The sequence below is a fragment of the Aeromonas sp. s7(2024) genome, assembly GCF_040907825.1.
GTDB lineage: Bacteria > Pseudomonadota > Gammaproteobacteria > Enterobacterales > Aeromonadaceae > Aeromonas > Aeromonas veronii.
Genome location: NZ_JBFOCM010000025.1, coordinates 65,816 through 88,120 on the forward strand (window position 1 = coordinate 65,816; position 22,305 = coordinate 88,120).

Sequence of the window (22,305 nt, forward strand, 5' to 3'; positions counted from 1 at the left end):
TGCCACTTCCCGCTCTCTGCATGCAGTGGGCAAGGCGCCCCACGTGCTGGACAACCGGACGGGACAGACTCCCTCCTGTGCGCCCTGACCCATCAGGGTTACCCCTTCGATGAGCGGAAGAGGCTTGTTCCTCCTCCGGCGCGGTAACCCGCAAGTTACCCTTGTTCCCTTCGCAGGTTTTAACCTGATCAGGTTCCACGGATCCCGAATTAACGGTCTCAGCTTCGCGTCGTTCGACGGTCAGCACTCCGACAAGATGGCGCCAGTATAAGGGGGAAAATTTAAAGCACAAGCCGTTAACAAAGTCGACCTCTTGCTCCCCTTGGGGTCTACGGCTAGTCGAGGATGATATGGGGCAGGAAACGGGAGCTGTCTTTGGTGATCAGGGTCGCATCCTCGCGAATGCCAATGCCAGCCGCCGCATCGCCGACCACCCAGCTGCCGATCAAGGTGTAACTGCCAGCAAAGCAGGGTAAGGGGTGAAAGGCCTGAAGCACATAACCCGAGTCGTTGTATGGGCCTGGCTCATGCAAGCGCATACCCTGATAATCCATCAGCTCGATATTGGCCCCCTCTCGTGAATAGAGAGGCTTACGTACCCAACCCGGCGCCATCTGACTAGCGGGATCGGGATCAAAAAAAGCGGGCAGCAGGTTGGGATGGTCAGGAAAGGCCTGCCACAACAGGGGCAACATCCCCTTGTTGGAGAGAATCATCTTCCAGGCTGGCTCGATAAAGCGGGTCTGGCTTGTGAGCAGCGTCTGGCCAAATGGCTCGCGCACCATGAACTCCCAAGGGTAAAGCTTGAATATCTCGTGGATCGGCTCGTTGCCCAGATCCACTAGCTGGCCCTGCAGCTCGCCGATATCCTCCAGATCCACAAAACGGGCATCACAACCAGCCTGCAGAGCAATATCGATGAGGTAGTCGAGGTTCCCCCTGTCTTCCAGGTTCTCGCCCACGCAGGTGAAGTGCAAAGGGCCACGATTGCCAAGGGCCGCGAAGGCGCCGTACAGCTTCTCCTGCAGGGAGTTGAACTGATCGACTCCGGCTGGTAGCACACCGCGATGCAGCTGATCCTCCAGCCAGATCCACTGAAAAAAACCCGACTCATAAAGGGAGGTGGGGGTGTCGTAGTTAAGCTCCAGCAGCTTGGCGGGCCCATGCCCGTTATAGGCGAGATCCAGCCGACCATAGAGATGGGGATCCCGACGTCGCCATGAGGCCTCCAGTGCGGGCCAGCAGTATTCGGGAATATCGAGCCGGGTCAGCAACTCTTCGCTGCCCACTATCTTTGAGACCAGCGAGAGGGCCATCTGATGCAGTTCCTCGGTGGGCGCCTCCAGATCATCCTCTATCTGCGAAAGGGTGAAGCGATAGCAAGCGCTCTCATCCCAATAGGGCTCCCCATCGAAGGTGTGAAACTCGAAACCAAGCTCGGCAGCCCGTTCGCGCCAATCCGGACGTTCGGGTAAGGAAATGCGCTCCATCTTTAACCTCCGCTGCTGTAGCTATTGCTATGGCAGAAGTTGGCTCGCCGCGCAGCTTCTCCACCGAAGCCACCACGCCGTACTTGTAAGGCGGGCTCCAGTGTCACCGCACTCTGGCAGACCCGAACCAGGCTACTGCCTGCGGGCAAGCGTGTTCCCTGAGCGGTGCGCAGCGCATAAGGCTCATCTGTACGTTGATAGAGCGGCTGGGTCGGGATCCCGGGGAGAGGGTCTGTTCCGATGGCAACGCCGCTGGTCAGAATCCCCCTCATCCGCGGCACCTTATCCTCACACCCTCCTGCGCCAAAATCCGCCTCACACTCCGCCCGGTCAGGATAACGGGGCGCCCGCAGGAGGTGGCGACTGCGGGCCTCTTCAAAGGCCAGCTGGCACCGAGCCGGATCATTACCTAGGACAGCGACACATGTCTCGACCGAGGTGTAGACATAGGCCAGCTCGGGGCGTTCGTTGCACCCCTGCAGCCAGAGGGAGGCTGTCGGCACCATCATGACCAGTGCGACCTGGCTACTTCGCTTGTTGCTGCTCTTCATGGGATCCTCAGTAGGTCATGCAGGCAGCGTTGAGCAGCCCCACCGACAGGGACGCAGCAGCCAGCAAAATGGCGCCAGCCATCTCCCCACGGGAGATCCGTTCGCTCAGGTCGGTGAGCCAGCGTTGCATTACCCGAAACGCGGCAACCTGCACCAGCAGGGCAATCGCGCCCCAGATGGCGCAATCGAGCAGGGAGAGAGAGTGACTGATTGCACTGGCCAAGGGCAGCGCAAAGCCAATCAGCGCGCCGCCAAACGCGGTGGCAGCAGCCGGATTACCCGAACGGATCAGGGCAAATTCGTGGTGTGGCGTCAGCCAGGTATAGAGGCGAATGAAGGTCGCCAGCAGCGCCATGGCCAGCAGAAAGTAGGCGATAAAGGGGAGCAGCCCACTCAAGGAGCCGAGCAATTGGGAGAGCATCTCACAGTTCCTGTGACAAAAAGAGGCGACATCATAATGAAAGGAAAAAGGGACCACAATGGGCCCCTTGAGAACGGCGGATACGAAAACAGGGTCCCCCCGCCAAGGGGATTTACCCCTTGGGTCAATAGGCAGGAGTCACCGTCAGACTGACATTGCCAAACCCTTCGTTGGCAAGGGCCTCCTGATCCAGATCCACACCGGTCAGGGCCACACCTTCAGCAGAGGCGTTACGCAACTGGGCAGAGGCCGCGGAACGGGTCTGGGGCTGACCGATTTCTATATCGCCGGCGAACTGGCTTTCGGCATAGAAGTCACCGGTCACCGCCGAACGGATCGGGCGCAGCACACGACCCAGGTTATTTTGCATGGTCGACAAACCATACTCGCTGATGGTCCAGTTCCAGTCCCACCACTTCACTTCACCCGGGATATAACGCTTGTCCCACTGGTAGCGGATGCTGCTCGCCTTGTCGCGGAACGGGCCGACGGCAAAGGTGTGCTCCCAGGTGGGGCGATTCTCAGGATGGGTATACCAGGCATTGCCGCCCCAACGCAGGAAGCCCTTCATGGTCAGGTCATAATTGACCTCGGCCTTGAACTCGTAGGGGTAGGAGATGTTGGACTTGTAGAGAGCAACCCGCACCGGCAGGCTGGAGTGAGGCGGTACCGTGGGGCGCGCTTCAACCGAGACTGTCTCGGTCGTCGAGCCCCCTTTCTGGGAAGCCCAGCTCTGGCTCGCTGCGATCTCGATGGCCAGTTCGGTTTCCCCCACCAACGGCCACTGAAACTTGTTCTTGGTGGTCACCTTCTCGCTCAGGCTGTAGGTGTCGGTCTTCGACCAGTTGGTGGCCTTGTCGTACTTCAGGGTCACCACCACCTGCTGGGGCAGGTCGGTGTAGTTGGTCGCATTGGCCGTGATGGTCTTGACCAGCTGCTTGCCGCTCTCGGTGACCTGACCATGGCTGAAGGAGTCGGGTTCCAGAGTATATGAGAAGTTGCTTACCTTGATGGAGCTCTTCTCCCCGCAACGATATCCGGAGCAGCCGCCGTCATTATTTCCCTTTATCAGCCAGCCATCGCCAACCCGGGTAACATCCATATCTTCCCCGACATAGGGGCTATGATTTCCACCCACCCAAGCGTATCCCAAATAATGGGCGAGATAACTGACCGGTTTGATAAAATAATCATTATCATGGACAAGCCGCCATTGCACATCGACCTCATCACCCGCAGGAATATTCCAATCAGAGAGTGTTGGTATTTCTCCGGAAACAGGTGAATTGGGATAACACCAGGTTTCTCCGGCAGTGCCCTGTTTAATTTCGCCATTATATCCCGGCCCCATAATCACCCAGCGATCCGCCAGCCCGGTGATCTGCCACTGCCCCATGCGGCTGACCAGATTACCCTTGATACTCATGGCTTCATCACGGGTCAGAGGACGGTAACCACTGGCACAGACGCCCGTGCCAAGGCCCGCCCACTTGACCTGATCAGGGTAGACAGGTTCAGCCGCCTGCACCTGAGCGAGCATCAATGAAGACGCCAAAAACGCCAGATTGGCGGTAATTATTCTATTCATCATTTATCCCTCTTTCAGACATACGATAATTGTTATTGTGTAGAAATATCCTTTTTCATTTGACAGGTATGGACCCCGACAAAACCTGACACAAATAAAATAAACCACCAAAAAACATCCATGACAAATAAAATGATGGTGATGCAGGAAAATAATTAGAGCGATGACTTTATTGAGAAATAAATCATAAATATTGTGACAGTCATTATTTAATGCCTGCCACAATATGGTGAGGCTATATTAAATAAGAAGATGCTGAATTACTCTTCCGGATTGATCACTTCAATTCCCTGCAATATTCCATCCGCCGAACGGATCAATACCAGCTCGCTCCCGGCATGCAGATCGGCGGCCGAACCGTTGACCCAGCGCACCTGCGGATTGAGTGGCACAGTGCCCAGGGTTGCCAGGGTGAGCTGCCGGTCATCGAAGGATTGCAGGCGATCTTGCGCCCGCTGCCAGGGCAGATTGGCCAGCGGGGCTCTGGCGGCCAGCAGCTCAATCCGGGTGGCAACGCCATCGGCCACCAGCAGGGCGAGCTGGTCGCCGGGCTTGAGTGGCTGCGGCCAAATCTCCCCCTGCCGCCAAACGGCGGCACTGCCCTGTTCCACCTCGGCCCCCTGAAATTGCAGGCGGATGCCGTCGCTGTGCTCCAGCTCCACCAGCCACAATTCGTCGGCTCCCGCCTGCGCCGCCCAGAGCGGCACACCCAGCATCCATGCACACCACTTTCTCGATTGTTCCATCTTCGTTCGTCCCTGAACAAAAAGCCCATGCTGGACAAGCATGGGCTTCATTCGGGAGCATTTCTAATCGGAACGCAGAGATCGGATCAGTCATCCTCGCGGCAACGGCTCAGGCGCATGCCGTCAAACTTGCACTCCAGCTCGAGCCAGCGCCCTTCGAACGGCGCCAGACTGTTATCCGAGGTGGTGTAGCCCCAGATCCGCCCCCCTTCGACCGGCCCCTCCAGATCCATCTCGTCCTTGTCATCTTCGTCGAGGGCCTCGACCTTGCGCACATAGCGCACGCCGTTCTCCACCACCCCTTTCATCTCGACCCAGGTACCGCCGAGATCATCTTCGTTGAGCCAATCCTTGAAGCGGGTCTGGTCGTCGATCACGAACGGCATGCCGTTGACCATCAACTGACCAAGCTGCCAGGTGGTGCGGCCGGTCAGTTTGAATTCGGTCGCCTGTGCGGTGCCAAGTGGCAACAAGATCAGCAACAGGAGGGCGCAGAGAGACTTCTTCATCAGGGATCCTCGGGGTTACACTGGCAAACAGGATGCCGAATCCGGTGTGAAAAGAGCGTGAAACGCTCGCCAACCAGGAGAGCAAAGCATGAAGATTTTGGTAGTGGAAGACAATCCTCAGGTGGCAGAAACCATCATGGATTATCTGGAGCTGGCCGGTCACCGCCTCGATTGTGCCTATCACGGTCAGGCGGCGCTGCAACTGCTGGAGGAGCAGCGTTTCGACGTCATCATCATGGATGTGATGATGCCGCGCCTCGATGGCCTCAGCACGGTAGCACGCCTGCGCGAGCAGGGGATTGCCACTCCCGTGCTGTTTCTCACCGCCCGCGACAGCCTGGAAGACAAGCTGGCGGGCTTCAAGGCGGGAGGGGATGACTATCTGGTCAAGCCGTTCGCCATGGAGGAGCTGGAGGTACGGCTGCAAGCTCTGAGCCTGCGTGGCCCGCGCGGCGATGTGGGGGCCATCAGCTTTGGCGATCTGACGGTCGATGTCGCCAGCGGCCGCGCCACCCGCGCCGGAGAGCCCCTCAAGCTCGGCAAGATCCCGTTCCGGATCCTCGCGCTGCTGGCCCGCCGCGCCCCCGCCATCGTCAGCCGTCAGGAGGTGCTCGACACCGTCTGGGGGGATGAGGAGCCCGACTCCGATGCCCTGCGCAGCCATATCTACGCCCTGCGCAACGCGCTGGACAAACCCTTCCCAACTCCCATGCTGGAGACCCTGCACGGCCAGGGTTACCGACTGGTGAGCGCATGAGCCTGCCGAGCCTGCGCCGCCGCCTGATCATGGCGCTCGGCGGCGCCGGGGTGGTGCTGCTGATCCTGCTCTCCGGCCTGATGCTGGTGGCCGAGGACAAGATGGAGGAGCTGAGCCTGCGCCACTGGCTGGAGGCGGAAGTGACCCGCTACAGCGATGACTGGCTGCGACTCGGCCCGGCCGCCGCTGCCCCGAGCCCCAGACAGTTCTCCAGCTACTGGACCGAGGCAGGCCGCCTGCCGAAATGGCTGAAGCCCTACCAGACTCCCGGCTTTTTCGAGCACCAGCTGGGCAAGGAGGACAAACACTTTCTGGTGGCCCGTCACCCCTCCGGCGAGGGACTGCTCTATCTGGTGTTCAACGACGACGCCGATGACTACCTCGACCCCTACGAAGACAAGCTGCATCTGGCAACCCGACTGATCGGGGTGACCCTGCTGCTCGCCTGCCTCGGCTTCGGCATCTGGCTGGTGCGCCATATCACGGGGCCACTGCAACGTCTGCAACAGAGGGTCGCCCACCTCACCCCGGATCAGGCGGATTTCGAGCCCGACGCCCCCTGGCAGGAGCTCAGGGATATCGAGCTGGCGCTGCTGGCCGGCAAGCAGGAGGTGAGCGCTGTGTTCGCCCGCGAGCAGGAGTTCAGCCGCTTCGCCAGCCACGAGCTGCGCACCCCCAACATGGTGATCCAGGGCTCGGCCGCGCTGCTCGGCAAGGTGACGGATCTGCCCGCGCCAGCCGCCCGCGCCACCACCCGCATCCGCGCCGCCGCCGACGAGATGGCGCTGCTCACCGAGACCTTCCTGCTGCTGGGCCGCAAGGAGGCGGTGGAGCGGCCACTGCAACAGGTGACCCCGCTGATCCGTCAGGAGCTGGCCCGCCTAGCCCCACTGTTGCAGCGGGAGGCCCTCGATATCCGGCTTAACCTGGACGAGAGCAGCGAAGTAAACGCCCCCCTCTCCCTGCTCGCCATTGCCCTCGGCAACCTGCTGAAAAATGCCCTGAGCTATGCCGAAGGACATATCGACATCGAGCTGTGTGGCCCGGTGCTCACCATCAGCAACCCGACGGCGGCGGCGCCGGATCAGATCCTCGGCTACGGCTGCGGCCTCACCATCATCCAGCGCATCTGCGAGAAGCTGGGCTGGCAGATCGATACCCGGCTCGAGGATGGCGTATTTAGCGCCCGGCTGGCGATGATCACTGCCGAACAGTTCCCTCTCCCTTTGGGAGAGGGTTAGGGTGAGGGCGCAGTGGCACCGCCAACCCACCAGCCAGATAGCAACAAGGCGCCCGGGGGCGCCCTGTTGTTATCTGATAGCAGCAAGCCCGCTGCTCACTCCGCCGGTTTGTTCTTGCGGCTCGCCTTGAGTTCGAGGAACTCGATGATCTTGCCAGCCACATCCTTGCCGGAGGCGGCTTCCACCCCTTGCAAGCCGGGGGAGGAGTTGACCTCCAGCACCAGCGGGCCACGGGCGCTACGCAGGATATCCACCCCCGCCACATCCAGCCCCATGATCTTGGCGGCCTGCACGGCGGTCGCGCGCTCTTCCGGGGTGATCTTGATCGCCTCGGCGGTGCCGCCACGGTGCAGGTTGGAGCGAAACTCCCCCGGCTGGGCCTGGCGGCGCATGGCGGCAACCACCTTGCCATTGACCACCAGACAGCGGATGTCGGCGCCATTGGCCTCGCGGATATACTCCTGCACCAGAATGTTGTTGTTGGTCTGGATAAAGGCCTCGATCACGCTCTCGGCGGCTTTCTGGGTCTCGCAGAGCACCACGCCAATCCCCTGGGTTCCCTCCAGCAGTTTCACCACCAGCGGCGCCCCGCCCACCATGGTGATGAGGTCGGGCACGTCGTGGGTGCTGTGGGCATAGCCGGTGATGGGCAGGCCGATGCCGTGGCGGGAGAGCAGTTGCATCGCCCGCAGCTTGTCGCGGGAACGGCTGATGGCCACCGAGCTGTTGAGGGCCATGGTGTTCATCATCTCGAACTGGCGCAGCACGGCGGTGCCGTAGGCGGTAATGCTGGCACCGATCCGGGGGATCACGGCGTCATAGCTTCCCAGCTCCCCACCCTCGTAGTGAATGGAGGGGTTGTGGGAAGCGATATTCATATAGCAGCGCAGGGTGTCGAGCACCTCTACCTGATGACCGCGCGCCTGTGCCACCTCGACCAGACGGCGGGTGGAGTAGTTTTTCGGCTCACGGGATAAAATGGCGATCTTCATGACAATTCCGCTAGAAGGCTATGCCTGGGCAGGATGGGGCGGGAGAGTATAAGGTGCCACAGCGCCAAGACAACGCCAATTGTTTATCCTGACAACAAGACAAACCACACCAAACCGCACGCTACCACATCACTGTGACCAACAGGTTAAACGGCGGCTCTGCGCAGGTTGTTCAACCCGAGCAAGGATGCCGCCGTTTCTCGTTAAAGATCAACCGATGTCACGCGGGAGTCAGTTCAGGTTTGGCCCCAACCAGCGCTCGGCCTCTGCCAGCGTCATCCCCTTGCGAACAGCGTAATCTTCCACCTGATCTTGCTGGATCTGCGCCACCGCGAAGTATTTGCTCTCGGGATGAGAGAAGTACCAACCCGATACCGCCGCCCCCGGCCACATGGCGTAGGATTCGGTCAGCTGCATGCCGATAGCCTGCTCCACCTTCAGCAGTTCCCAGATGCTCCCCTTCTCGGTGTGCTCCGGGCAGGCCGGATAACCGGGGGCCGGGCGGATACCCTGATAGTTCTCGCGAATGAGCTCCTCGTTGCTGAGGGCCTCGTCGGGAGCATAACCCCAATGTACCTTGCGCACCTGCTCGTGCAGATACTCGGCAAAGGCTTCGGCCAGACGGTCGCACACCGCCTGAATAAGGATGGCGTTGTAGTCATCGTGCTGCGCCTTGTAGGCCTTGGCGATGACCTCCTCACCGATGCCGCCGGTCACCGCGAAGGCGCCGATCCAGTCGGACTTGCCGCTCTCTTTCGGCGCCACATAGTCCGCCAGACAGTAGTTGGGGAAGCCCTGCTTCTCGCTCTGCTGGCGCAGGTGGTGCAGCACCTTGATGACCTCGGTGCGCGACTCGTCGCTGTAGACCTCGATGCTGTCCCCCACCGCGTTGGCCGGGAACAGACCGATCACCCCGGCGCAGCGCACGCTCTGATCCTTTTCCAGCTGATCCAGCATGGCGTTGGCATCGGCAAACAGCCTAGTTGCCTCCTCGCCAATGATCTCGTCCTCGAGGATGCGCGGATACTTGCCCGCCAGCTCCCAGCTGAGGAAGAACGGCGTCCAGTCGATGTAGGGGCGCAGCACCGAAATGGCCACATCTTCGAACTTCTGCACCCCGAGCTCGCGGGGCTTGGGGGGCTGGTAGCCAACCCAGTCCAGCTGGTGTCGGTTGGCGCGGGCATGAGCCAGACTGACCGGGCGGGAGCGCGGCTGCTTGCGGGCATGCTGATCCCGGGCGATCTCGTACTCCTTGTCGATGCGGGCGACAAACGCCTCCTTGAGATCCGGACTAAGCAGGCTCTGGGCCACCCCCACCGCGCGGGAGGCGTTGGAGACATAGACCACAGGCTCCGAGTAGTTCTGCTCGATCTTCACCGCAGTGTGGGCCTTGGAGGTGGTGGCACCGCCGATCAGCAGCGGCAGCTTGAAGCCCTGACGCTCCATCTCCTTGGCCACGTGCACCATCTCGTCCAGCGATGGGGTGATGAGACCCGACAACCCGATGATATCAGCGCCGACCTCCCGCGCAGTCTTGAGAATCGTCTCGCAGGAGACCATGACCCCGAGGTCGACAATCTCGAAGTTGTTGCACTGCAGCACCACCCCGACGATGTTCTTGCCGATGTCGTGCACGTCCCCCTTCACGGTGGCCAGCACGATTTTGCCGTTGCTGGAGCCGCCCGACTTTTCCGCCTCGATATAGGGCTGCAGATAGGCCACCGCCCGCTTCATCACCCGCGCCGATTTCACCACCTGCGGCAGGAACATCTTGCCCGCTCCGAACAGGTCGCCCACCACGTTCATGCCATCCATCAGCGGCCCTTCGATGACGTGCAGCGGCTTCTCGGCACCAGCGCGTGCCTCTTCGGTATCCTCTTCGATAAAGTCGGTGATCCCCTTGACCAGCGCGTGCTCCAGCCGCTTGCCCACCGGCCAGCTGCGCCACTCCTGATCCCGCGGATCCTCAGCCTGGGCACCGGCACCGCGATACTTCTCAGCGATGGCCAGCAGCTCTTCGGTAGCGTTGTCATTCAGGTTGAGCACCACCGCCTCGACCTTCTCTTTCAGCTCCGCCGGAATGTCTTCATAGATGGCGAGCTGACCGGCGTTGACGATCCCCATGTCCATGCCGTTCTTGATGGCGTGGTAGAGGAAGACGGCGTGAATGGCTTCGCGCACCGGCTCGTTGCCGCGAAACGAAAACGAGACGTTGGAGACGCCGCCGGAGATCATGGCGTGGGGCAGGTGCGTCTTGATGTCCTTCACCGCCTCGATGAAGTCCACCGCGTAGTTGTTGTGCTCGTCGATGCCGGTCGCTACCGCGAAGATGTTGGGGTCGAAGATGATGTCTTCCGGCGGGAAACCGACCTGCTCCACCAGAATGCGGTAGGCACGCTGGCAGATCTCGAACTTGCGGGCGCGGGTATCGGCCTGACCCGCTTCATCGAACGCCATCACGATAACGGCAGCACCGTAGCGACGCAGCAATCTGGCCTGCTGGATAAACTTCTCCTCCCCCTCTTTCATGGAGATGGAGTTGACCACCGGCTTGCCCTGCACGCACTTGAGGCCCGCTTCCAGCACCTCCCACTTGGAGGAGTCGATCATCACAGGCACCCGGGCGATATCCGGCTCACCGGCGATGAGGTTGAGGAAGCGCACCATGGCCGCTTCGGCGTCCAGCATCCCCTCGTCCATGTTGATGTCGATGATCTGGGCGCCGTTCTCCACCTGCTGTTTGGCAACATCGAGCGCCTCGTCGTAGAGCCCCTCTTTGATCAGCCGTTTGAACTTGGCCGAACCGGTGACGTTGGTGCGCTCCCCCACGTTCACGAACATGGATTCAGGGGTGATGATCAGCGGCTCGAGGCCCGACAGACGGCAGGCTACCGGCAGCTCGGGCAGCACACGCGGCTTGATGCCCGCCACGGCGTCGGCCATGGCGCGGATATGGGTCGGGGTGGTGCCGCAGCAACCGCCGACCAGGTTGAGGAAGCCGCTCTGGGCCCACTCGCGGATATGCTCCGCCATCTCGACCGCGTCGAGGTCGTACTCGCCAAACGCATTGGGCAGACCGGCGTTGGGGTGGGCGCTGACGCAGGATTCGCTGATGCGCGACAGCTCCTCCACATACTGGCGAAGCTCGTCCGGGCCAAGCGCACAGTTGAGGCCAAACGATACCGGTTTGACGTGGCGCAGCGAATGGTAGAAGGCTTCGGTGGTCTGGCCGGAGAGGGTACGGCCGGAAGCATCGGTAATGGTGCCCGAGATCATCACCGGCAGGCTGTAACCCAGCGCCTCGAACACCCCTTCCACCGCGAAGGCGGCGGCCTTGGCGTTGAGGGTATCGAAGATGGTCTCGATCAGGATGATGTCGGCGCCGCCCTCGATCAGGGCGTAGGTAGATTCGGTGTAGGCGGCCACCAGCTGGTCATAGGTGACGTTGCGCTTGCCGGGATCGTTCACATCCGGCGAGATGGAGGCGGTGCGGTTGGTGGGGCCCAAGACCCCAGCCACGAAACGCGGCTTGGCGGGATCTTTTGCCGTCCACTCGTCGGCCACGGCGCGGGCCAGACGGGCGGCTTCACGGTTGATCTCGGCGGAAAACGCCTCCATCTCGTAATCGGCCATGGCGATGCGAGTGGCGTTGAAGGTGTTGGTCTCGAGAATGTCGGCCCCGGCAGCGCAATACTGCTCGTGGATCTCGCGGATCACCGCCGGACGGGTCAGCACCAGCAGATCGTTGTTGCCCTTGATGTCGGTATGCCAGTCGGCAAACCGCTCACCCCGATAATCCGCCTCCCCCAGCTTGTAGCCCTGGATCATGGTGCCCATGGCCCCGTCGATGATCAGGATCCGCTCCCTGAGGCAGGCTTCCAGCTTCTTTGTTACGTCCGACTGCTTGCTCGGCTCTCTGCTCGACATTACGTTCGACACCGCGTGTTCCTCTTACATCCATGCAACTGCGTAAACAGCATCCTAACAGCAAACAAATAAAATGGAAATCTAGCCGTCTATCAGTCCAAATGCGCCACCATATACTCATTTATGGGTAATGAGTAACATAGGGCCCGAGAGTAACCTATGCCCGTCCTGCATAGGGATACGTGCTTGCTGTCTACCAACGAGAAAAAAATAACTATGAGCGTCTACTACACACTCTGTTTTCTGGCAGCGTTGGCGATTTTTATCGCCTTTGCCAACCAGTATGTTGTGAAGATCCAGACCACCATCGCCATTACTGCGGGCTCCATGCTGATCTCCGCACTGCTGGTGCTGTTTGGCAAACTGGGCTGGTTCAACCTGGAACCTCTTGCCGTCAAGACCATGGAGAGCATCGACTTCCAGAACTTCCTGCTGAAGGGGATTCTGGGCTTCCTGCTGTTCGCCGGTGGCCTCGGCATCAACCTCAAGGCGCTGCGTAGCCAGAAGTGGGAGATCACCATTCTGGCCATCATTGCCACCCTGCTCTCCACCTTCCTCATCGGCTACGGCTTCTGGTTTATCGCCAAGCTGCTGGGCTGGGAGTTGCCGCTGGTCTACTGCATGCTGTTTGGCGCGCTGATCTCCCCCACTGACCCGATTGCCGTACTGGCCATCGTCAAGAAGATGAAAGCGCCACCCCAGATCTCCATCCAGATCGAAGGGGAATCCCTGTTCAACGACGGTGTTGGCCTCGTCATCTTCGCTACCGTGTTTGCCGTCGCCTTTGGCGGTGTCGAGCCCACCTTCGGTAGCGTGGCCGGTCTGTTCCTGCACGAAGCCCTCGGCGGCATCCTGTTTGGCGCCGTGCTGGGCCTCATCGCCCACGTGATGATCAGCGCCACCGATGACGGTTCATTGGAGCTGCTGCTGACCCTCTGCATCCCGACCGCCGGCTTTGCTTTTGCCAACATGATCGGCGTCTCCGGCGCACTGGCCATGGTGGTCACCGGCATCATGATCGGCAACTGGACCCGTCACTCCGGCTTCTCCGAGCAGAGCAGCCATCACCTGGATCACTTCTGGGAGTTGATGGACCAGTTCCTCAACGCCCTGCTGTTCCTGCTGATCGGTCTGGCGCTGGTACTGCTGGATCTCGCCTGGCGTGACTGGATCCTGCTGGTCATTGCGGTGCCGCTCTGCCTGGGCGCCCGCTTTATCAGTGTGTCGCTGCCCTATGTGGCTTTCCGCCGATTCCGCAATTACAACACCTTCTCGGTACGGATCCTCACCTGGGGTGGCCTGCGCGGTGGTCTGGCGATGGCGATGGCACTGGCACTCCCCTCCGGCGTCATGATGATCCCGGAACACGGCGTCGATCTGCGGGAGGTCATCCTGGTGATGACCTACTCGGTGGTGATGTTCTCCATCGTGGTGCAAGGCATGACCATCACCCCGATGATCACGGCCGCCAAGAAGGCCTGTGGCGACTACTGAGTCGGCCCACCGGGCTGATTGCAGAATGAGAGAGGGCTCCCGTCGGGAGCCCTCTTTTTATGGCGGATAGATGCGAATATTTGCTGCTGATAGCCCCTTGATTACACAGAGGAAAAGCGTACTGACTTCAACATCGGCAAATTATTGTTTGCTTTTTATTCATTTCGAGGAGAGAATGCGCGCCGGCTAGTTAATCAGCCCTGTTTATGTTTATCCTGCAATGCTTCACCTCACGATGAATCCTGCCAGTACCCGCATAACCTTCTTCTGATTTACTCGCCTTGAGAACCGTCAGGCTGTCTGCCTGCGTTGCCCGGCTCTCACGGTGCAGACCCGATCTGCCCACCCAATTTGATTTATGCATCAGCATATTCCTTGAAAGTGCAGACGCCCTTTAACCGGGCTGGGTATTCCTGCGCGCTTGTCGTTCACCCAATCGACCGCGCCCATTGACCTGACATTTGCCAATACAAGGAGCAAACACCTAATTTATATAGAGAAATACCATGATGAAAGCAGTACAAACACACAAGCCCCTGCGTCGCAGCAAACCCATCAACCTGCCTGTGCAAGAGCACGACAATGATGCGTTTCTGATCCAGTTCAGCACCCGCTTCAGCGGCGGTTTCGCCATCTCCTGTGATGGTATCGCTGGCGAGTTCTCCATCGAAGACCTCAACTGATCCTGCCTGCCCTCCGGCAGCGCCCGATGCAGATAGGCCGCAACTCACGGCGGCCTCTTTGCTTATCCCCCTCCGCCTTTAGCCAGCTCCAGTCTCTTGCTTGTCACTCAGCCTGACCGCTACCTCGCCATTCGCTTTTCAGCTCTCTGACCTTGATCACTGCTCCAGCAGCAGGCACTCATCGGCATCTTCGCTCAGCTTGACCAGCCGACTGCGCACCAGCCCCAGCTTGGCCAGCAGGCCGATGGATCGCTCGTTGCCCGGAGTGACGATGGCAACTACCTGCCCAATCCCCAACCGGCTTTTGCCATCGGCAAGGGCGGCCTGCGCCGCTTCAATAGCGTAGCCCTGACCGCGATATTGCGGCAGGAAGGCGTAACCGATATCGACCCGCTCCAGGGTGTCGCGCTTGATCAGACCGCAGATACCGAGGCTGGCACCGTCCTCCTTGCGCTCCACCAGATAGAGTCCGTGACCATAACGGGCATAGCTGACCGCCGGCCCCTGCTGGATATACTCCTGCGCCTGCTCCAGGGTGCGAATGCCCCGATCACCGATGTAACGATAAAAGTCGCCGTCATTGAGCAGCTCAAGGATGAAGGGGGCGTCGGTGGCGATCATTTCGCGCAGGATCAGGCGGGAGGAGGCAATCATGGCAAGGGCTCTCAAACGGAAAGTGAAGGGCAAAGAGTGCCCCGTCACTCCCGGGCTGGCAAGCCTGTGGCGCCATCGGCCATGAAAAAGGGGCCGCGTTGGCCCCTGATGAGATGGGATAAACGGGCTCAGGCAGCCAGCAACCCGGCGTAGCCATTACCCTGCTCGCGCAGTGCAGTGAACTGGGCGGCACAATCGGCCCAGCTCAGCCCCAGTGCATCTGCCACCTTGTGGGGCCACTCGGGTGGCGCCTCTTCCCCCACATCGGATTGCGCAGCCAGCACGATCGCCAGATGGATCAACCCGGCCTCGGGAGAGAACTCCTTGGCCAGCATGGGGTTGTAGTGATACTCCACCGCATTGCTGATGGTCTCGGGGAACTTCCAGTAACGTGCCATGGCCGCCCCGACCTGGGCATAGTTGAAGCCGACCACCAGCTCTTCCGCCTTGGCCCGTCCCTTGTGCAACTCCAGATCGTGAATGTGGTGGACTGTGTTTTCCGGCAAGCCTACGTGCATCACCAAGCGGCCGAGATCGTAGAGCAGGGCGCAGGTAAAGACCTCATCCCCTTTCATCCCCTTCTTCACCGCCAGACGACGCGCCAGCTCCGCCACGTTGAAGACGCAGCCCCAGAAATGTTTGAGGTCAATGCCGGGCACCGCAGTGACCGACTCGGTGAGCCCGCAGGCCAGCACCATGTTGCGCACCATCGCCAACCCCAGCCGCACCGCGGCTTCATTGACGGTGCCGATCTGACGACTACTGCCGAATTTGGCCGAGTTGGCCAGCCGCAGCAACTTGGCGGAGATGACAGGGTCCTTGTTGATCAACTTGCTGATCTTGAGCAGATCCGGATCCTTTTCATTGAAGGTCTGGATCAAATCGCGCATCACTTCCGGGATCTGGGGCAGTAGCTTGGGCTCGGCCAGCAGGGAATCTATCGTGGGCATAGGCGTGTCCATCCATGTTATCTGTGTTCCAACCTGTTTGCCTTGGCAAACTCCTCCTAATTATGGGTAACAAATGGCCTCCCCATCGGATTGTTTATTCGCAGGCCGTTCAAGGTGTTAGCCCCATTCAGGCTATACTGGCCGCCACATTCACTGTTGCGGATATCCCATGAACGACACTCAGGAATTTTTTGACGAAGACGCGCTGCTGGAGATGGTGGAGAACCAGCTCAACGACGGTCACCCGCCCCACGTGAAAGCTACCTTGATGAGACTGGTGATGAAGGGCACCCCGCGGGAAGAGGCGCTGCAATATATCGCCTGCGCCCTCGGTGCCGAGCTGATGGCGATGGAGGCCGATCAGGGCCCCTTCAATCTGACCCGTTACGGCGAGTTCCTCGACAGCCTGCCCGAGATGCCGTGGGCAGACGACTGACCCGAGCTGGATGACGGATGCAAAAAGGGCGGGTGCCAATGGCCCCGCCCTTTTGCATGGATCCGCTCCGGATCAGAACTGGGAGTTGATGATCACCTCTTCCCCCAGCGCCCCTGCCAACGGCAGTGGCCGATAGCTGGAGTTGGCGGCCCGCAGCAGACGAATGCCGCGAATGCCGACCTCCTGCGCCGCCTTGATATCCCCATCGGCGTCGCCGTAGAAGAGCTTCATCTGCTTATCCTTGAGCCACTGCACCTTGGTGTTCTGGCCCGGCTGATCACCGGCGAAGATCACCGGATTGAGCTGGTCGGCCGGAATATTCATGGTCTGCTGCAGGGTCTGGCTCACGGTTTCGGTCTTGGTGGCCGAGCGGCCGGTGACGAAATAGATGTGGTCACCGCGCTTGAGATGCATGGCGATGAGCGCCTTGCCCACCTCTTTCGGCATGCTGAACGCATCCCAGCCATTGTTCATCTTCTCCCAGAAGGCGGGGTTCTTCAGATAGCTCTCGTCGTTGGGCGAGAACTCCTGTTTGCCGCGATAGAAGCCCGGGCTGGAGAAGAGCAGGGTATCGTCGATATCAAACCCGACCGCCATCGGGGGCAATCCATCAAGACTCTTGGCAATCTGCTCCACCGACACCCAGTGGATCGGCGCCTGCTGGGCCAAGGTGACGGTGGTGACACCGGCAGGGATTGGCTGAACGGTAGCGGCTTGACCCGCCACAGCAGGCAGAGAGAGGGCGGCAGCCAGCAAGGAGGCAAGCAGCGCCGGACGAGAGAAATGTTTCATAAGGCAGTTTGTCATCTTCAATCAAAAGAGGGGGCCAATAGTGCCCCCATCCCGCCCCTCAAATCTGTGAATACTCCTGCAAAAGGGAGCATTTGACGCCCGATAATTAATCCTTGATTGGCAGCAAATCGGTAAAGACAAAGCCATCACGCAGCACTGTCTCGCCGACCCGAATGCCGAGCGAACGGGAGAACATGGGGCCATCATAGGCCAGGGTGTGAAACTCGCCGTTCTCACCGCATGGGTCAACGCCCTCCGGCAGTGCCGCCAGCAGTGCCTCGTCAAAATCGTGACCACCCAGGCTGGCATCCAGCTTGTTCGGGTCGAGAGCACTGATCCGCGCCTTCAACCCAGCGGCCACCATCTGCGGTGCCAGTTCACGGGTATTGCTGCCCCACAGCGGGAACAGTGGTTCGATGCCGGTGCCTGCCAGCTGCTTTTCACGGTAGGCGCGCACATCCTCGAGGAACAAGTCGCCAAAGGCCATATGGCGGATCCCCTGTGCCACCACATCGGCGATAAAGCCGGTCATGATGCGGGCGTAATCCTCGTTGCTGCAGGGCCAGGGCAGATCGATGGTGATGAGGGGCAGCCCGACGCAGGCGGCCTGCTCGGTCAACAGCTGCTTGCGCACCCCGTGCATCGCCACCCGCTCGAATGCCTGATTGAGGGTGGTAAACAGCCCCACCACCTCGATGGCGGGATCTTGCCGCAACTGATGCAGTGCCCATGCGCAATCCTTGCCGCTGCTCCAGGAGAGCAGTACCCGTTTCTTTTCCATCATTCCTCCGCCAGCGGGGCATTCGGATTGCCCCAAAAAGATGCAAGACAGTGTTGCGAATTGCGCGATTTACACACAAGAGGCAGGCAGCATACTCTCGATCACCTGTATATGCCCCTTGCACGGGGTGACAATAACTAAAAAAACCGATGGGAAACATACGGATATGACCACGACCATACAACAGCACGATCACGCCCGCCCCCTCAATCGACAGGATTACAAAACCCTGAGTCTGGCTGCCCTCGGCGGCGCGCTGGAGTTTTACGACTTCATCATCTTCGTCTTCTTCGCCGTGGTCATCGGCGAGCTGTTCTTCCCGGCCGACATTCCCGAGTGGCTGCGCCAGTTCCAGACCTTCGGCATCTTCGCCGCCGGTTATCTGGCCCGCCCGCTTGGCGGCATCATCATGGCCCACTTTGGCGATCTCATCGGTCGCAAGCGGATGTTCACCCTCAGCATCATCATGATGGCGCTGCCAACCCTGTTGATCGGTCTGCTGCCCACCTATGCGGTGCTCGGCATCGGCGCCCCCATCGCCCTGCTGGGACTGCGGATCCTGCAAGGCGCCGCCATCGGCGGTGAAGTGCCCGGCGCCTGGGTATTTGTCGCCGAGCACGTCCCTGCCCGTCGAGTCGGGGTCGCCTGCGGCACACTCACGGCGGGATTGACGGCAGGCATCCTACTCGGCTCCCTGATCGCCACTGCGGTCAACAAGAGCCTGACCCCGGCCGAAGTGAGCGAGTGGGGCTGGCGAGTGCCCTTCCTGCTGGGCGGTATCTTCGGCATCGTCGCCATGTACCTGCGTCGCTGGTTGCACGAGACCCCGGTCTTCGCCGAGATGAAAGCCAACAAGACCCTGGCTGACGAACTCCCCCTCAAGTCGGTACTGCGCAACCACAAGAGCAGCGTGGTGGTCTCCATGCTGCTCACCTGGCTGCTCTCCGCCGGTATCGTGGTGGTGATCCTGATGACCCCCACCTATCTGCAGAAGGTTTATGGCATCAGCCCGGCCGACGCCCTGACCGCCAACTCGCTGGCCATCGTGGCCCTGACACTCGGCTGCATCGTCTATGGTCGGCTGATCGACCTGCTGGGCAGCGGTCTCACCTTCATGTTCGGCTCCCTGCTGCTGGCGGGCTCCAGCTACGCCTTCTATCACGGTCTGGCGGCCGGTACGAGCCAGCTGGTGCCGCTCTATATGCTGGCGGGCTTTGCGGTCGGGATTGTCGGCGCCGTGCCTTACGTGATGGTCAACGCCTTCCCGCCGGTGGTGCGCTTCTCCGGTCTGTCATTCTCCTACAACGTGGCCTACGCCATCTTCGGCGGCCTCACCCCGATGGCGGTGACCCTCTGGATGAAGAGCGACATGCTGGCCCCCTCCCACTATGTAGTGAGCCTGTCGGTGCTGGGTTTCGCCATCGGTCTCTGGCTCTGGTTCCAGCAACGGGCCATCCGGCAACAGCAAGCACCGCAAGCGGCCTGACCCGAACAACACGCCCCGGCATCTGCCGGGGCTTTTTTGTACTGCTTATGTTCAGTTTCGCCAGCATAAGATAGCCTCCCTCTGGGGCCTGCCACCCGCATCGCCCCATGGCTTCCAACTCTTTATCCGAGGCTCAAGATGTTCTTTCAGGTCGTATTACTCACCTTGCTGGCGCTGCTGCCCATGGTCAACCCGCCCACCACGGCCACCCTGCTGCTGGGACTGAGCAAGGGGATGTCGCGCGAACACGTGCGCCGTCAGGTCAATCTGGCCGCCATCTATCTGTTCTGCACCCTCTGCATCACCTTCTTTATCGGATCCTCGATCCTGGATCTGTTCGGGATCTCCATTCCGGGCTTGCGTCTGGCCGGTGGCCTCATCATCGGCTTTATCGGCTTTCGCATGCTGTTCCCCGCCCCCAGCCAGCAGAGCGGGGTCGATATCAACCAGAGCATTGCCTTCGTACCGCTCACCATGCCCAGCATGTGCGGGCCAGGTACCATGGCACTGGTAATAAGCGGGGCAGCCCAGATTGCCGAGCTGCCTGACGAGTACAACCGCCTCACCATCTACGCCGGTGTAGTAACGGCGTTTGCCCTGATGAGCCTGATCAGCTGGGGGGTATTGAAGCTGGCGGATCCGGTCTGCAAGATCCTGGGCGCCACCGGCATCGATGCCATGACCCGCATCATGGGCTTCCTGCTGGTCTGCATGGGTATGCAGTTTTGCATCAACGGCATCAAGGAAGTGGCGCAGGATCCGGTCTTCCACAACGGCCAAGCCGTGCAAACCGCACCGGCGCTACCGAAGGCTTCCGGCACGTTTGATCAGTTGCCGCAGAAGCCCACCGGCTCTGATTGAAAACGGTATCAAAAAGTCCCTGACGATCTGCACTGATCTTGTCCCTGATCATGTTATTGACACACAAATGAGTTAGTTTGTTTTTCATACAGACTGTATTCAGATGGACGCTGATAGGTTTGTTGATGAATACCCACTCAACTTCAGGAGAGTATGCAGATGGACAAGATGCTGACCGAAATAGGGAGCCATAGCCTGTTTCACGAGTACCTGAACGTGGTTGGGATTGCGAGCCCATCCCTCGCCAAGATCGAGCAACGCTGGGAATATAAAGATCAAGAGCAGCTGGTTGCCAAAATCCAGATCGACAAACAGGGTAACGCTCGCTATTTCATCGACGCCCGCGCCATATCCGTCAACTGATACCGAATAACCCGCCAGCCCCGGTCCAACGACCGGGGCTTTTTGTTGTCTGCGATCCCCTGAATAGCAAAACCCCGGCAAGGGCCGGGGTTTGAATGCGTCGGGTTACGCCGTTGCGCGGCTAACCAAAACCTACGAAGTGCCACCCACGGTGAGCTGGTCCAGTTTGAGGGTGGGCTGGCCGACACCGACCGGCACGCTCTGTCCCTCCTTGCCGCAGATGCCGACACCGCGATCCAGCGCAAGATCGCTGCCCACCATGGAGACCTGGCTCATCGCTTCGGGGCCGTTGCCGATCAGGGTCGCCCCCTTGATGGGAGCGGTGATCTTGCCATCCTCGATGAGGTAGGCCTCGGAGGCGGAGAAGACAAACTTGCCGGAGGTGATGTCCACCTGACCGCCGCCGAAGTTGGGGGCATAAATGCCCTTCTTCACCGAGGCGATGATCTCGGCCGGATCGTACTGACCCGCCAGCATGTAGGTGTTGGTCATGCGCGGCATCGGCATGGCGGCGTAGGATTCGCGGCGCCCATTGCCGGTCAGCGGCACCCCCATCAGACGGGCGTTCTGCTTGTCCTGCAGATACCCCTTGAGGATACCGTTCTCGATCAGCACGTTGTAGCCACCCGGTGTCCCCTCGTCATCGATGGAGACGGAGCCGCGCCGACCCGGCAGGGTGCCATCATCGACGATGGTACAGTGCTTGGAGGCCACCTGCTCGCCGATGCGGCCAGCAAATGCGGAAGATCCCTTGCGGTTGAAATCCCCCTCCAGACCGTGGCCCACCGCCTCGTGCAGCAGCACGCCGGGCCAGCCGGAGCCCAGCACCACCGGCATGGTACCGGCTGGCGCGTCGATGGCTTCCAGATTGACCAGCGCCTGACGCACAGCTTCACGCACATAGCCAAAGGCGCGGCTCTCCAGCCCGTCCAGTTCGAGGAACCAGTCGTAACCAAAGCGGCCGCCGCCACCGGCACTGCCACGCTCGCGGCGATCACCCTTCTCGGCGATCACGGTCACCGACAGACGCACCAGCGGGCGCACATCCGCGGCCAGGGTGCCGTCGGTGGCTGCCACCAGCACCTCTTCGTAAACGCCGCTGATGGAGGCCATCACCTGATTGATAGCGGGATCCAGACTTCTGGCGAACTTGTCCATCTGCTCCAGCAGGGCGATCTTCTGGTGCTTGTCGAGGGTCTGCAGCGGATCCATGGCCGGATAGAGCAGGTTCGCTTCGGTGCGGGCCCATGCCTTCACCTTGCCGTGAGCACCGGCAGCGGCGATGCCGCGAGCGGCAGTCACCGACTGTTGCAGCGCCAGCAGGCTCAGCTCGTCCGAGTAGGCGAAGCCGGTCTTCTCGCCGCTGACGGCACGCACCCCGACCCCCTGATCGATGTTGTAGCTGCCATCCTTGACGATGCCATCTTCCAGCATCCAGGACTCGTGCCAGCTGCGCTGGAAATAGAGATCGCCGAACTCGACCTGATGGCTCATCAGGCTGCCGAGCAGCTGCTGCAGGCGCCCTTCGTCGAGGTCGTTCGGGGCCAACAGGGAGGCACTAACCTGGCTCAATAGACTCAATC

21 protein-coding genes and 1 riboswitch are annotated in these 22,305 nt (G+C 60.3%); of the genes, 8 read left to right on the plus strand and 13 right to left on the minus strand.

Features of this window, described 5'->3' with window-relative positions:
- Positions 1-148 precede the first annotated feature (148 nt).
- A riboswitch (TPP riboswitch) is annotated at positions 149-261 on the minus strand.
- 74 nt (positions 262-335) lie between these two features.
- The 6 genes from AB5Y73_RS11625 to AB5Y73_RS11650 all read right to left on the minus strand — a co-directional run bounded on the left by AB5Y73_RS11625 (position 336) and on the right by AB5Y73_RS11650 (position 5,305).
- Positions 336-1,490: a glutathionylspermidine synthase family protein gene (locus AB5Y73_RS11625; RefSeq protein WP_069529740.1), complete on the minus strand. Its 1,155-nt coding sequence runs from the start codon at positions 1,488-1,490 to the stop codon at positions 336-338.
- A gap of 2 nt (positions 1,491-1,492) precedes the next feature.
- Complete coding sequence (locus tag AB5Y73_RS11630) at positions 1,493-2,041, minus strand: DUF1190 domain-containing protein (RefSeq protein ID WP_107682217.1); 549 nt, start codon at positions 2,039-2,041, stop codon at positions 1,493-1,495.
- 7 nt (positions 2,042-2,048) lie between these two features.
- Positions 2,049-2,462: a DUF350 domain-containing protein gene (locus AB5Y73_RS11635; protein WP_088870288.1), complete on the minus strand. Its 414-nt coding sequence runs from the start codon at positions 2,460-2,462 to the stop codon at positions 2,049-2,051.
- Positions 2,463-2,586: 124 nt separating this feature from the next.
- Positions 2,587-4,050, minus strand: a complete 1,464-nt coding sequence (gene aerA, locus AB5Y73_RS11640; protein WP_162850489.1) for an aerolysin AerA — start codon at positions 4,048-4,050, stop codon at positions 2,587-2,589.
- A 260-nt stretch (positions 4,051-4,310) separates the two neighbouring features.
- Positions 4,311-4,796, minus strand: a complete 486-nt coding sequence (locus tag AB5Y73_RS11645) for a hypothetical protein (RefSeq protein ID WP_107682218.1) — start codon at positions 4,794-4,796, stop codon at positions 4,311-4,313.
- A gap of 86 nt (positions 4,797-4,882) precedes the next feature.
- On the minus strand, positions 4,883-5,305 hold the full coding sequence (locus tag AB5Y73_RS11650) for a hypothetical protein (protein WP_005340092.1): 423 nt from the start codon (positions 5,303-5,305) through the stop codon (positions 4,883-4,885).
- 88 nt (positions 5,306-5,393) lie between these two features.
- On the opposite strand from AB5Y73_RS11650, the gene AB5Y73_RS11655 reads away from it, so the two are divergent.
- Complete coding sequence (locus AB5Y73_RS11655) at positions 5,394-6,062, plus strand: response regulator transcription factor (protein WP_005340090.1); 669 nt, start codon at positions 5,394-5,396, stop codon at positions 6,060-6,062.
- A complete protein-coding gene (locus AB5Y73_RS11660) occupies positions 6,059-7,303 on the plus strand; it encodes a HAMP domain-containing sensor histidine kinase (RefSeq protein ID WP_107682220.1) in 1,245 nt (414 codons plus the stop codon). Before AB5Y73_RS11655 ends, AB5Y73_RS11660 begins: the two co-directional genes overlap by 4 nt.
- Before the next feature lie 95 nt (positions 7,304-7,398).
- Here the strand turns inward: AB5Y73_RS11660 and rimK are convergent, their stop codons facing one another.
- Entirely contained in the window at positions 7,399-8,295 is an 897-nt protein-coding gene (rimK, locus tag AB5Y73_RS11665; protein ID WP_005340088.1) for a 30S ribosomal protein S6--L-glutamate ligase, read from the minus strand.
- 231 nt (positions 8,296-8,526) lie between these two features.
- Complete coding sequence (gene metH, locus AB5Y73_RS11670) at positions 8,527-12,222, minus strand: methionine synthase (RefSeq protein ID WP_118854340.1); 3,696 nt, start codon at positions 12,220-12,222, stop codon at positions 8,527-8,529.
- A 216-nt stretch (positions 12,223-12,438) separates the two neighbouring features.
- On the opposite strand from metH, the gene AB5Y73_RS11675 reads away from it, so the two are divergent.
- The gene (locus AB5Y73_RS11675) at positions 12,439-13,716 is read left to right on the plus strand and encodes a sodium:proton antiporter (protein WP_118854341.1); all 1,278 of its coding nucleotides are present in this window, start codon (positions 12,439-12,441) and stop codon (positions 13,714-13,716) included.
- A 506-nt stretch (positions 13,717-14,222) separates the two neighbouring features.
- Entirely contained in the window at positions 14,223-14,399 is a 177-nt protein-coding gene (locus AB5Y73_RS11680) for a hypothetical protein (RefSeq protein ID WP_005340085.1), read from the plus strand.
- A gap of 156 nt (positions 14,400-14,555) precedes the next feature.
- On the opposite strand, the gene AB5Y73_RS11685 is transcribed toward AB5Y73_RS11680, so the two are convergent.
- Both AB5Y73_RS11685 and AB5Y73_RS11690 read right to left on the minus strand, forming a co-directional pair.
- Positions 14,556-15,053 carry a GNAT family N-acetyltransferase gene (locus tag AB5Y73_RS11685; protein WP_107682222.1) on the minus strand — a complete coding sequence of 166 codons (498 nt, stop codon included), beginning with the start codon at positions 15,051-15,053 and terminating at the stop codon, positions 14,556-14,558.
- Between the two features lie 128 nt (positions 15,054-15,181).
- A complete protein-coding gene (locus AB5Y73_RS11690; RefSeq protein ID WP_019446506.1) occupies positions 15,182-16,003 on the minus strand; it encodes an HDOD domain-containing protein in 822 nt (273 codons plus the stop codon).
- 169 nt (positions 16,004-16,172) lie between these two features.
- On the opposite strand from AB5Y73_RS11690, the gene AB5Y73_RS11695 reads away from it, so the two are divergent.
- Complete coding sequence (locus tag AB5Y73_RS11695; RefSeq protein WP_005348674.1) at positions 16,173-16,439, plus strand: hypothetical protein; 267 nt, start codon at positions 16,173-16,175, stop codon at positions 16,437-16,439.
- Between the two features lie 72 nt (positions 16,440-16,511).
- On the opposite strand, the gene aphA is transcribed toward AB5Y73_RS11695, so the two are convergent.
- On the minus strand, positions 16,512-17,231 hold the full coding sequence (gene aphA / locus AB5Y73_RS11700) for an acid phosphatase AphA (RefSeq protein WP_005348672.1): 720 nt from the start codon (positions 17,229-17,231) through the stop codon (positions 16,512-16,514).
- Positions 17,232-17,337: 106 nt separating this feature from the next.
- The gene (locus AB5Y73_RS11705) at positions 17,338-18,012 is read right to left on the minus strand and encodes an ATP-binding protein (RefSeq protein ID WP_107682223.1); all 675 of its coding nucleotides are present in this window, start codon (positions 18,010-18,012) and stop codon (positions 17,338-17,340) included.
- Positions 18,013-18,178: 166 nt separating this feature from the next.
- Between AB5Y73_RS11705 and AB5Y73_RS11710 the strand changes: the two genes are divergently transcribed.
- The 3 genes from AB5Y73_RS11710 to AB5Y73_RS11720 all read left to right on the plus strand — a co-directional run bounded on the left by AB5Y73_RS11710 (position 18,179) and on the right by AB5Y73_RS11720 (position 20,722).
- Positions 18,179-19,498: an MFS transporter gene (locus tag AB5Y73_RS11710; RefSeq protein WP_101531384.1), complete on the plus strand. Its 1,320-nt coding sequence runs from the start codon at positions 18,179-18,181 to the stop codon at positions 19,496-19,498.
- Positions 19,499-19,636: 138 nt separating this feature from the next.
- Complete coding sequence (locus tag AB5Y73_RS11715) at positions 19,637-20,359, plus strand: MarC family NAAT transporter (RefSeq protein WP_040069466.1); 723 nt, start codon at positions 19,637-19,639, stop codon at positions 20,357-20,359.
- Positions 20,360-20,518: 159 nt separating this feature from the next.
- Positions 20,519-20,722 (plus strand): hypothetical protein, encoded by a 204-nt coding sequence (locus tag AB5Y73_RS11720; protein ID WP_005340062.1) that lies wholly within the window; start codon positions 20,519-20,521, stop codon positions 20,720-20,722.
- Positions 20,723-20,854: 132 nt separating this feature from the next.
- Here AB5Y73_RS11720 and tldD read toward each other — a convergent pair whose 3' ends face one another.
- Positions 20,855-22,303, minus strand: a complete 1,449-nt coding sequence (gene tldD / locus AB5Y73_RS11725) for a metalloprotease TldD (RefSeq protein ID WP_026035085.1) — start codon at positions 22,301-22,303, stop codon at positions 20,855-20,857.
- Positions 22,304-22,305 lie beyond the last annotated feature (2 nt).